Origin of the sequence: Psychromonas sp. MME1, assembly GCF_041080865.1 — a bacterium.
Classification (GTDB): Bacteria; Pseudomonadota; Gammaproteobacteria; order Enterobacterales; family Psychromonadaceae; genus Psychromonas.
The window spans coordinates 3,516,864-3,528,402 of sequence record NZ_CP160906.1; the positions used below are offsets into that span (position 1 = coordinate 3,516,864).

An 11,539-nucleotide genomic window follows, 5' to 3' on the forward strand; every position below is an offset into this window, starting at 1 on the left:
ATATGATAATGAACAAGTTATTTACTCGGCAATTGGTTGCTGATTTGGTTATTTTTACGATTGCAGCTTACTCAATTGCGCCGGTTGTTAGTGCAGCAGAGCTCACCTTGCCAACAGCGCCGTTAATCACCACTAAATCCGTTAAGCCGAATATGATGCTATTGCTAGATAGCTCAAGCTCAATGTACAGTATTGTACCGGAAGCCCCTTATGATGAGTCTGCGACTTATTATAGTTGCCCATCTGATAAGGAGTTGACAGATAATCAGTATTCGATGCGTATACAATCCGATGGTGTAGTTTATTTAAATAAAAATAATAATTCTGGTAATCCTAAGTATTATTTTGGAAAGGGAAGTGGTCAGCGCTGTTTCAGGGATAGTAAAACTTATACTGTGCGCCTGTATACCGATATTGAAAATAATGATGGTTTAAAAACAACGAGTAGCTATGGCGCTGCACAATATAGTGGCCATTATTTAAACTGGTATTTTTCTGAGGGGAGTTTTGATACCTATCGTAAGGCGGGAACGCGTAGCCGTATTGAAATGGCGCAGGATGCAGCCGTTGATTTAATCACTGGGTTGGAAAATATACGTGTTGGTTTAGCAATTTATGATAACTCCAATGATAGTGATGGAACCCAACAAGGCGCTGGAGCTAAGGTGTTGGTTAATATTGCAGATATTGGTAAGGTAGCTGATACTGGCGCTACCGCGACACAACGTGCAAATGTTATCAGCGAAATTGAAGCTATTGTTGCTGTTGGCTTTACTCCCTTGGGGGAGTCGTTAATGGATATGGGGAAATACTTCACGTTAAAAAATGGGGATGAAAATAACTTAATACTTCACCCCGATGGTGCATCGCAAAGTAGAGCTGCATCGGAGATATTTATCAATGGTCCAGTTTATAAAAATGGCATTTCCGCCCCTGAAGAGGTGGTGGAAAATTGGTGTCAAGATAGTTTTGTTGTCGCCATGACCGATGGTCTCCCTTCAAACGGGCGAGATAATAACATCAGTACTTACTTGCAAAATTATGCCAGTGATGATGGAACCAGCGAATTTGCTGATGATGTTGTTAAGGGCATGTTTGATATGGATCTTAGACCCGACCTAACAAATAGTGATGCCGTGTATAAAAATAACATTACGACCTATATGGTTGGCTTTTCTGAACCGCAAGTAATGAATTCATCCTTAATAAATAATATGGCGGATTTCGGTGTAGGGGCTGATGCAGATACTGGACACCTTCTAACTGCATCGAGTGGTGAGGAGCTAGAAAGTGCATTTGCAACCGCAACCAATAACATTTTTGCTAAAGTAGCTGCTGGATCAGGGCTCGCCTTTAATACGAGTAGACTCAGTGCGGAGAGTTCTGTGTATGCAGCCAGCTTTAATAGCGCCAAATGGTCAGGCAGCTTGCAGGCATTTGAATTGTCCGATACCGGTGATGTTGCTAAAACGGCTAGTTGGGATGCGGCAATTAAACTCGATGCGATGGATTACACCGCTAGAAATGTCTTTAGTTATAATGGGGCAACGAAAAAAGGGATTGTATTCGAGAAAGGTTCTCTAAGTCCAACGCAATCAGCGGATCTTCAGGCTGGGCCTAAAGGTAGTGCTGGAGTTGATAGTCTCATTAATTACATTAAAGGGGATCGTAGTAATGAAGGTGTCGCTGCGACAGATTATCGAACCCGTGCTAGCGCACTTGGTGATATTGTTAATTCAACGGTGATTTATGTTGGTAAGCCTGAGTTAAATTGGCCGAGTTATGATGCTGCTGCTGAGGTTAAATTTGGAAGCTCTACGGCGAGTTATGCGACATTTAAAAGTAATTATAGTGATAGAAAATCGATGCTTTATGCTGGGGCCAATGATGGCATGTTACATGGATTTATTGCCGATAAAACCGATGCGAACGTTGGCCAAGAAAAATTTGCTTATATACCCGGAATAATCGCATCAACGGAAGAGGGGAAAGGGCTTCACTATTTGGCAGAGTCTGACTATGCACACCAATTTTATGTTGATTTATCGCCGACCGTTAGCGATGTTTTCGTCAATGATGCGTGGCGTACGATACTCATTGGTGGCCTACGTAGTGGTGGTAAGGGCTTATTTGCACTTGATATAACAAATCCAGCTAATTTCACTTCATTGGCTGCTAATGCTCAAAAGCTTGCCTTATGGGAATTTAGTAGTGCTGATAATGCTGACTTTGGTTACAGCTATAGCAAACCAACGGTTGCGATGATGGCCAATGGCAAATGGGCAGTGATTGTTGGCAATGGCTATAATAATAGCGGCGATGGCAAGGCTAAATTGTTCATATTATACATTGATCAAGGCACCGATGGGACTTGGACCGTTGATACCGATTACAAGGTGATAGATACCAAGGTCGGTAGTACTGGAACACCAAATGGACTATCTACACCTCGTGCCGTCGATATTGATGGCGATAGTGTCGTGGATCGCATTTATGCCGGTGATTTACAAGGTAACATGTGGGCGTTTGATGTTGGTGATAAGAATGCTACAAAATGGGAGGTTGCTTATGGCAGTAAGAGCACTCCAGCGCCTCTTTTTACCGCGAAAGATAGATTGGGCAATGCTCAGCCTATTACCACTGCACCTATTATTGCTAAAAATGTTAATACACCGACAGGTAATAGCAATGAGCCGAATCTATTGGTCTTTTTTGGTACGGGGAAATATATAGAGCAAACAGACAAATCGTCGCTTAGTGAAATGAGTTATTATGGCATATGGGATAACCAGTCTGGGTCAAAAACACGTACAGATTTAGCTGAAAGAAAATTAATAACTAGCGGCAATAGACGAGTTATCAGTGGTGCAAGTATTGACTGGACTGATAAAGAGGGGTGGTATTTTGATTTGGTTAATCGCACCACGCTATCTAATACTAATGGCTCAGCAATAGGCGAGCGAATTATTTCTGATTCGCTGATTCGTAATGGTGTGCTGCTATTCAGTACCGCTATTCCAAATGTTGTCAATTCAGATCCCTGTGTTTCTAATAGTGAAAGCTGGCTAATGGCTGTCAATATCAATACAGGTAAAGCACCTTTATATGTTGTTTTTGACACTAATAGCGATGGAGAAATGGATTCAGGTGATACCACTTCTAGTTACGACAGTAATGGTGATGGTGTGATAGATGCAAAGGATAATGTCAGTTATGGTGGCACAAAATCCGAAGGTTCGATGATTGTCGGGGATGTCTCTATTCTAGGTGATAATGTTTATAGTAATGATGTTGATGGCAAGCTAAATAAAGAAGAAATCAATATTGAAGGGACTGATAAACAGGGGCGCTTATCCTGGGAAGAGCTGATTAGACCATAAAAATAAGAACTAGGAAGTTATCATGAATAAAGAGAAAGGATTCACCCTCATTGAGTTGCTCATTGTGGTCGCTATTATTGGTATTTTGTCGATGGTGGTTTATCCATCCTATCAGGATAGTATGAAAAGCTCGCGTCGCGCCGATGTTCAGGGGGCACTACAGGGATTAGCGCAAGCGATGGAGCGACATTATACAACCAATGGCAGTTACGCAGGTGCTGCTACTGGCGGAGGCAATACAGGGGCTCCCGCGATATTTTCAAGCAAGTCTCCCATTGATGGTTCAACGACGTACTATAATTTGAAAATTGTTTCAGCGGGCGTATCGAGCTATTTAATCGGTGCAGAGCCTGTTGGCGCTCAAGCGGGGGATGGGGTGTTTATTTTGAAATCAACGGGCGCACGTGGTTGGGATGCGAACAATACAGCTGCAGGGGTGCTTGCTAATTTAGGCGCTTCACCCAATGAGGTTGCCGCTACGGAATGGTGTTGGAAAAAGGGATGTTAGATAAAAGGTTTTTCTTTTCTAATATTATTGAAATTAAATGGCGCTATAGTTGATGTAATACTAGTGCCATTACCCGATGTAGTTGATTCTTAAAAATGTGATATAGCGCAAATCTCTTTGTTGCTGTAAGCTACGCGCCTATTTTATCCTTTTTCACCCATTATATAAGAGACCCCGTTATGAGCTTTGATTCCTTAGGTTTACCCGACTCGCTCGTTAAGGCCGTTGCCGAACAGGGCTATACCGAACCTTCGCCGATTCAACGGCAGGCGATTCCTGCAGTATTGGCGGGTAAAGATGTGATGGCTGCGGCCCAGACGGGAACGGGAAAAACGGCAGGATTTACTCTGCCCCTGCTCGCGTTACTAGAAAAAGGTAATCGTCCTAAATCAAATCAAGTTCGCGCCTTGGTGTTAACACCCACCCGCGAGTTAGCGGCACAGGTGCATGCTAGCGTACAAACCTATGGTAAAAATATGCCATTGCGTAGTGTGGTGGTTTTTGGTGGGGTGAAAATCAATCCACAAATGCAAAACTTACGTCAAGGTGTGGATATATTAGTGGCAACGCCTGGCCGTTTATTGGATCTTTATAATCAAAATGCAGTGAACTTCAAACAATTAGAAGTGCTGATTTTAGATGAAGCGGATCGCATGCTGGATATGGGCTTTATTCACGATATCAAACGTATATTGACTCTATTACCAAAAAAACGTCAGAACTTACTCTTCTCCGCGACCTTTTCCGATGATATCAGGCAATTAGCCAAAGGGTTGGTGAATAATCCCGTGGAGATATCGGTTAGCCCGCGTAATACGACCGCTGAGAGTATCACTCAGTTTATTTATGAAGTCGATAAAAGCAAAAAAACGGTGGTGTTGAGTACCTTAATAAAAGAGAACGATTGGAAACAGGTATTAGTGTTTGTGAAAACAAAGCATGGTGCTAACCGTTTAGTGAAAAGTCTGCAGGGGCGCGGTATTAGTAGTGCGGCAATTCACGGTAATAAAAGCCAAGGGGCGCGTACTAGAGCCTTGGCTGAATTTAAGGAGGGAGTGATTACTGTCCTAGTGGCGACGGATATTGCTGCTCGTGGTATTGATATCGACCAGTTACCGCAGGTGGTTAATTTTGATTTACCACATGTGAGCGAAGATTATGTGCATCGTATTGGTCGTACAGGTCGAGCAGGTAAAGATGGCCAAGCGTTGTCATTAGTCTGTAATGAAGAGTTTAAACTGCTAAAAGATATTGAAAAGTTGATTAAAACTGTTATTCCACGCAAGACACTTGCTGGTTTTGAGCCGGGAGAGCCTCTGCCAATATCGGTATTAGATACGCGTGAAGCGAAACCGAAAAAGCCGAAAAAACCACGTGAAGGACATCGCGATGGGCAGCGTTCAGGTCCAATGAGCGGTAGCAATAAAAAACAGCGCTCCGTGAGAAATAACTTTGTTGGCGGTTAACGCTAAATATGAAAAAAATAGCGATCTTTGTCGATGTTCAGAATATTTATTACACCACTCGTCAAGCCTATGGTAAACAGTTCAATTACCGTAAATTATGGCAAAGAATAGCTGCACAGGGGGAGATCGTGCAGGCCTTTGCCTACGCGATTGACAGGGGCGATAAACAGCAACAGAAATTCCAAACAGTCCTGCAACATATTGGTTTCGAAGTGAAACTAAAACCCTATATAGAACGCTGTGATGGCAGTGCCAAAGGTGATTGGGATGTCGGTATTACCATTGACATAATGGAAATATCTCGCCAAGTGGATACGATTATTTTACTCTCTGGGGATGGTGATTTTGCTATCTTGTTGGATAAAGTAAAACAGCGTTATGGTGTGGCCACAGAGGCCTATGGTGTGCCTAAATTAACGGCAAAAGCCCTTATTGACTCTTGCAGTCTGTTTAATCCTATTGAGCGAAATCTTCTACTCTAATTGAGCAATTGACGGATTTTTGCTTTTAACATATCTATTGCAATACGGTTTTTACCACCACGCGGCACGATTAAATCGGCGTGTTGTTTGGATGGTTCAATAAACTGGATATACATCGGGCGAACGGTCTCTTGATACTGTTTCAATACTGATTCCATGGTACGTCCACGTTCGGCTACATCTCTTTTCAAACGACGTAATAAACAGATATCCAGCGGCGTATCCATAAAAATACTAGCATGTAATTGGTCGCGCAATTTTGGCGAGCTAAGCAGTAGAATTCCCTCTAAAATAATAATTTTCTTAGGGGCTATATGTGTGGTCTCTGGAAGACGGTTATGCGTGTTGTAGCAATACTGTGGGATATCGACGGCTTTACCATTGATTAAACTTTTTAAATGGGAGATAAGTAGTTGATGGTCTAGCGAGTTAGGATGATCGTAGTTGGTTTTGATACGTTCATCCATCGGTATATCGCTTTGATCTTTATAGTAGCTATCTTCGGATATGATGGCGATTTTTTCTGCCCCTAAATCTGCTTTTAATTCTTTAAAAATGGTGTTGGCAATTAAGCTTTTTCCTGATGCAGAAGCGCCTGCAATAGCGATGATTAAGCAGTCAGATTTGTGGGGCATAAATAGAAACCTTGTTTGATTTATTAATCTGTTTATTATCGTGCAAAACTAGCCGATAGTAACCCTCTTTTTTATCTAAAGCGGATTATATTTACCTCTTTAACATGTCACTGAGCGTATAAATTTAGTAAAGTGTTGTTATTCATAACTACTTTTAAGGTATCTATCGTGTTAAAAATTATTATTATCGCACTTATATTAGTTGTTCTATTTTTTATATTTAAAGGCATCGGAACGAATAAAAATGCGGCACAAAATATTCAAATTGGTGCTGATTTTCTCGCTGAAAACGGTCAAAAAGAGGGGGTGATTAGCCTTGACTCTGGTTTGCAGTACAAAGTGTTACAGCAAGGTAATGGAGAAGTTCACCCTAAAGCAGGCAGTAATGTAAAAGTCCATTATCATGGTATGCTCATTGATGGCACAGTGTTTGACAGCTCGGTTGATCGCGGAGAGCCAATCTCTTTTGGTCTGAATCAAGTAATTCCAGGCTGGACTGAAGGCGTGCAATTGATGGTTGAGGGAGATAAATACCGCTTTTATATCCCCAGCAATCTGGCCTATGGCGAGCGTGGTATTGGTAAAATACCCGCTGGCTCATTGTTGATTTTTGATGTGCAATTACTGGCTATAAATAATTAATGTTATTGCCCTCTGTTTTGTTTATTCACAGGGGGCAGCAAGGTGAATAAGGGCAAGACCACCGAGGGATGTTTCACGATATTTTTGATTCATGTCTTTGCCCGTTTGCAGCATGGTGGCAATGACTTTATCTAAAGAGATGATCGATTTACTGTTTCTTTTCAACGCCATGCGAGAGGCATTGATCGCTTTTATCGCTCCCATTGCATTGCGTTCAATGCAGGGAACTTGTACCAAACCTCCAACCGGGTCACAGGTCATCCCTAAGGAGTGTTCCATCGCTATTTCGGCGGCAATACAAATTTGCTCATTACTGCCACCGCGTATTGCAGTTAAGCCTGCTGCAGCCATCGATGAGGAAACACCTATCTCACCTTGACAGCCTACTTCGGCACCCGAAATAGAGGCGTTTTCTTTGTAGAGCATGCCGATGCCTGCGGAAACCGCTAAAAAATCTCTCAGCTGCTTATTATCTAATTCATGGATAAAACGATGGTAATACATTAAAACAGCGGGGATAACGCCAGCCGCTCCATTGGTTGGCGATGTTACTACCTGCCCTCCTGCGGCATTTTCTTCGCTAACAGCAAAGGCGTATAAGTTGATCCAATCCAATATTGTCATGGGATCGCTATCAATGGATTGGTTTGCCTCGAGGGTTTTTAATAATGCTGGTGCTCTACGGGTGACATTTAGCCCTCCCGCTAATACACCTTCAGTTTGTAAACCACGTTGTAAACACAAAGAGATGACCTTCCAAATTTGATCCGTTCTTGTTGCCAGCTCTTTTTCACTTCGTAATTGTAATTCATTTTTTTGTACTAAGGTGCCAATACTTAAGCCAGCTTGTTCAGCTTGTTTAAGTAGTTGTTCTGCTGAGTGAAAGGGGTATGGAAAAACAATTTTATTGTTGGAATCTGGCTGTTTGTCGAGTTGTGATGCGATTTTGATAAAACCACCCCCCACGGAGTAGTAGGTTTCGCTAAAAAGTTGCTCGTTATGTTTATCAAAGGCACTGATAGACATGCCATTTTCATGGTACGGTAACGTTTCGCAATGAAAATGCATATCCTGTTGCATATCAAAATGAATTTTTTGCCGACCTAAAATAGTTAAAGTGTGGGTCGCGAGGCTATTTGCTAATAGTTGTTTTGCAGATTTAACTTTAATGGTATCAGGTTGAGTGCCTAGCAGTCCTAATATGATAGCTTGATCAGTATGATGTCCTTTTCCCGTTAGTGATAGTGAGCCATATAAGTCAATTTTTATTTTGTGGACTTTAGCTAGTTGCCCCTTAATGGCAAGGGCAAACTGGTAGCCGGCAATCATTGGGCCATTGGTATGCGAGCTTGAAGGGCCAATGCCTATTTTGTATATATCAAAAATAGATAACATAGAATTCTCGAAATAGAGTAGGTTAACAGGTTATTTGTACTTTATTCGCGATTAACATATCGCGTATTGTGGTTAATGCTTTACCACGATTAACAACCTTCCATGCTAAGTAAAGAGGGATGGGATTAGTGATATGCTCGATTTGCAATTCGACTAATTCACCGCTATTTAGATAGTGATTAATACGTGATCTTGGTAAAAATCCGTAACCAATTCCAGCCAGTTGTGCTTTGATTTTATATTCGATATTGGGTACATAAAAATAGTGATTATTATTGAGTACCGCATGGGTATTCGCTATCCATTGCCGCGCGCTATCATGCACTACAACCGCGCGGTATTTAGCAAGGGTTTCATTGCTGATTGGTTGTGAAAGCTTAGCAAGCGGATGGTGTTGGCTAACAACAAAAGTGGGCTTGAAGTCGCAAAGATGCACGGTTTGAATGCCTTTTTGTTTGGGAATGGGCCCGGATGCGCCGATGATCATGTCGATACGGTCATCAACTAGGGCTTCCCATGCGCCATTCATGACCTCTTCACTGATATCCATTTCGACACTGGGGTGTTGTGATAAAAAATTGTTGCAGATAGAGAAAATTTGCTCACAGGATAATATTGAATCAATGGCAATATTTATTTTAGGTTCCAGCCATTACTAATTGTTTGTGTGGTGATGCGTAGGCGCTCCACTGCTTGTAGAATTAAACGCCCTTCGTGCAGTAAATTTTTGCCTGCAGGCGTTAATACTGCCCGGCGTCCTTGTTTTTGGAAAATGGTTACCTGCAGCTGATCTTCTAATTTTTGTACTATATAGGAGAGGGCAGAAGGGACTTTATCGAGTAGCTCTGCTGCAGCGGCATAACTGCCCCGTTTATGGATGGCGTCAATCACGGCAATAGCTTCAAGTGTAATCGGAAATGCAGACATGGGAGCTCTCTTTTAGTGGCAACTGGTTAACGTTTATTGCTTTTTTTCCTCTCCTCTTTCTGTAGCTCATAATCAAATTCATCGGGGAAAAAAACAGTGCCCTCACTGTTTTGATCTGGGAAGACAACAATCGCAAGTTCATCATCTGCTAAGCCGTTAGTCCAGCGGCTATGCCACTTTGCGAGTGAAATAGATTCCGCAGTACAATGCTGCCATTCATCAGTTGCCCATGCTTCAGCAAACTCTTTATTAGGCCAAACAGGCACGCAATCCTCTTCATCACTATTGAGCATGACACAACCATGTTCATCTACCAAAAGCCAGATTGCTCTATTTTTAACAACCTCTTTAATGAGATAGTTATGGCGTTGTTTGGCATTGTAGTGCTGAATAGTGTTAATTTGTTGCTCGCTTAATGGTTCGCTCATGGCCTTGACCTCTGTAGAGAATAGTCTGTAAAGAGTAATCGAAAATGGCGTAGTCGTCTTTCTATTTTTTAACTGAGCTGATTTATGTGTGTGGTCTCCGTGGCCATTAGGTGGTCAATAACGGGGATCATAACAATGGGATCATAAGCGCGAATAATTGCTTGAGCCATTTTTATGCGCGCTTGTTCCGTGTTATCGAGTGACTTACGGGCATTGTAAAAGTGATCTTCGCTTATCCATTTACTATAGGATATCCATTCGCCATCTTTGCTCTTAAACAGCCGAACCGAGCGCACCGTGTTTTTCAATATTAAGGTGAACAATCTCTGACCATCCTTCTTTGAAAAGCTGTTCGCTGCCAGCTTTAATGTCCCAGCGAAAAAGTACTGCAATCATAAAAACTCCTCATGTTAGATACCTCTTAAGTCTTTGCGACAATAGCGACTATGTCAAGTTAACGGGAGCGATTAAGCATCGCGTGGAAGACCTTTTTCGATGGCTTTGATTAAGCGTAAGTTCAGTCTATCATTGTCCGTTGCAATATTTTTTTGTTGTTCCTTTAAAGCCCATTCAATGTGTTCATTAAGTAGCGCGGAATGGTTTTCGGCAAGTCTATTTTTTAATGCTGCAATTATCTCATTGCTAGCGGGGGCATTGCCTAATGCTACAGCTATATTACGTAACCAACGTTGATAACCGATACGACGGATTGGGGACCCTTCGGTATTGGTTAAAAATTCATTTTCACGCCAACTAAATAGATTCAATAAGGATTGTTTTTGTAGTTGTTCTCTCGCTTGGTAGTCTGCTTCTTGAGTAGTTTGCGCAAAGCGATTCCATGGGCAGATTAATTGACAATCATCGCAGCCATAAATACGATTACCGATAGCTTTTCTAAATTCAATAGGAATTGCCCCCTGTAATTCAATGGTTAGATAGGAAATACAACGGCGTCCATCAATGATGTAGGGGGCAACAATCGCTTGCGTGGGACAAATTTTAAGGCAAGCAACACATTGTCCGCATTTATTTTCCTGCGTTTTATCTATTGGCAAGGGCAGATCAATAAGTAACTCGCCGATAAAGAACCAAGAACCCGCTTTTGCATCAATTAATAGCGAATGTTTTCCAACCCAACCAAGGCCCGCTTTTTCGGCCAGTGGTCTTTCTAATATGGGGGCGCTATCAACAAAGGGGCGATAGCCGAGTTGCCCGACCTGTTGCTCTATCTGTTGACCAAGTTGTTTGAGTTTTTTACGTACCACCTTGTGGTAATCTCGGCCCAATGCATAACGGCTAATGTAGGCGTTATTTTTATTTTTTAGGGTTTGCGCGAATTGAGCGTGTTCAGGGAGATAATCCATGCGTACGGAAATAACACGCAGTGTGCCAGGGTGAAGTTCAGCGGGGCGCGCACGTTTCATCCCATGTTTTTGCATATAATCCATCTCGCCGTGGTATTGATTATCCAACCACTGTTGCAGGTGCTGCTCTTGCTCGGTTAGGTCAATATTGGTAATACCAACTTTTTGTAATCCTAATGCTTTCCCCCACGCTTTAATATTGTCAGCTAATCTTTTTAAACTTAGATCCGTGAAAGCACTGTTTTGTTCGTTTATGCTTTTTTCAGCTATATTTTTAGAAGTTGTCATAGGTATTCTCAATAGGACGATAAA

Annotated in this window: 13 protein-coding genes; 5 read left to right on the top strand and 8 right to left on the bottom strand. The window is 42.0% G+C overall.

Annotation, left to right across the window (positions count from 1 at the left end; all coding sequences use genetic code 11):
* The first annotated feature begins 8 nt into the window (after positions 1-8).
* The 4 genes from AB2N10_RS16110 to AB2N10_RS16125 all read left to right on the top strand — a co-directional run bounded on the left by AB2N10_RS16110 (position 9) and on the right by AB2N10_RS16125 (position 5,836).
* Positions 9-3,380, top strand: coding sequence for a pilus assembly protein (locus AB2N10_RS16110; protein WP_369434106.1), 3,372 nt, complete (start codon positions 9-11; stop codon positions 3,378-3,380).
* A 22-nt stretch (positions 3,381-3,402) separates the two neighbouring features.
* Positions 3,403-3,888: a type IV pilin protein gene (locus AB2N10_RS16115; protein ID WP_354623376.1), complete on the top strand. Its 486-nt coding sequence runs from the start codon at positions 3,403-3,405 to the stop codon at positions 3,886-3,888.
* A gap of 179 nt (positions 3,889-4,067) precedes the next feature.
* The gene (locus AB2N10_RS16120; protein WP_354623377.1) at positions 4,068-5,354 is read left to right on the top strand and encodes a DEAD/DEAH box helicase; all 1,287 of its coding nucleotides are present in this window, start codon (positions 4,068-4,070) and stop codon (positions 5,352-5,354) included.
* 8 nt (positions 5,355-5,362) lie between these two features.
* Positions 5,363-5,836 carry an NYN domain-containing protein gene (locus AB2N10_RS16125; RefSeq protein WP_354623378.1) on the top strand — a complete coding sequence of 158 codons (474 nt, stop codon included), beginning with the start codon at positions 5,363-5,365 and terminating at the stop codon, positions 5,834-5,836.
* On the opposite strand, the gene udk is transcribed toward AB2N10_RS16125, so the two are convergent.
* Positions 5,833-6,471, bottom strand: coding sequence for a uridine kinase (gene udk / locus AB2N10_RS16130; RefSeq protein WP_369434107.1), 639 nt, complete (start codon positions 6,469-6,471; stop codon positions 5,833-5,835). The genes AB2N10_RS16125 and udk overlap by 4 nt on opposite strands.
* A 168-nt stretch (positions 6,472-6,639) precedes the next feature.
* Here udk and AB2N10_RS16135 point away from each other — a divergent pair, with 168 nt between their 5' ends.
* The gene (locus AB2N10_RS16135; RefSeq protein WP_354623379.1) at positions 6,640-7,113 is read left to right on the top strand and encodes an FKBP-type peptidyl-prolyl cis-trans isomerase; all 474 of its coding nucleotides are present in this window, start codon (positions 6,640-6,642) and stop codon (positions 7,111-7,113) included.
* A gap of 21 nt (positions 7,114-7,134) precedes the next feature.
* Here the strand turns inward: AB2N10_RS16135 and AB2N10_RS16140 are convergent, their stop codons facing one another.
* The 7 genes from AB2N10_RS16140 to queG all read right to left on the bottom strand — a co-directional run bounded on the left by AB2N10_RS16140 (position 7,135) and on the right by queG (position 11,515).
* Positions 7,135-8,508: an L-serine ammonia-lyase gene (locus AB2N10_RS16140; RefSeq protein ID WP_354623380.1), complete on the bottom strand. Its 1,374-nt coding sequence runs from the start codon at positions 8,506-8,508 to the stop codon at positions 7,135-7,137.
* A gap of 22 nt (positions 8,509-8,530) precedes the next feature.
* A complete protein-coding gene (locus AB2N10_RS16145) occupies positions 8,531-9,157 on the bottom strand; it encodes a LysR substrate-binding domain-containing protein (RefSeq protein ID WP_369434684.1) in 627 nt (208 codons plus the stop codon).
* Positions 9,142-9,435: a LysR family transcriptional regulator gene (locus AB2N10_RS16150; protein WP_369434108.1), complete on the bottom strand. Its 294-nt coding sequence runs from the start codon at positions 9,433-9,435 to the stop codon at positions 9,142-9,144. The genes AB2N10_RS16145 and AB2N10_RS16150 overlap by 16 nt, the downstream gene beginning before the upstream one ends.
* A 26-nt stretch (positions 9,436-9,461) precedes the next feature.
* Entirely contained in the window at positions 9,462-9,863 is a 402-nt protein-coding gene (locus AB2N10_RS16155; protein WP_354623382.1) for a DUF2750 domain-containing protein, read from the bottom strand.
* 68 nt (positions 9,864-9,931) lie between these two features.
* Positions 9,932-10,159, bottom strand: coding sequence for a hypothetical protein (locus AB2N10_RS16160; protein ID WP_369434109.1), 228 nt, complete (start codon positions 10,157-10,159; stop codon positions 9,932-9,934).
* A complete protein-coding gene (locus tag AB2N10_RS16165) occupies positions 10,137-10,259 on the bottom strand; it encodes a hypothetical protein (protein ID WP_369434110.1) in 123 nt (40 codons plus the stop codon). Before AB2N10_RS16165 ends, AB2N10_RS16160 begins: the two co-directional genes overlap by 23 nt.
* Before the next feature lie 71 nt (positions 10,260-10,330).
* Positions 10,331-11,515: a tRNA epoxyqueuosine(34) reductase QueG gene (gene queG / locus AB2N10_RS16170; protein ID WP_354623384.1), complete on the bottom strand. Its 1,185-nt coding sequence runs from the start codon at positions 11,513-11,515 to the stop codon at positions 10,331-10,333.
* Positions 11,516-11,539: the final 24 nt, after the last annotated feature.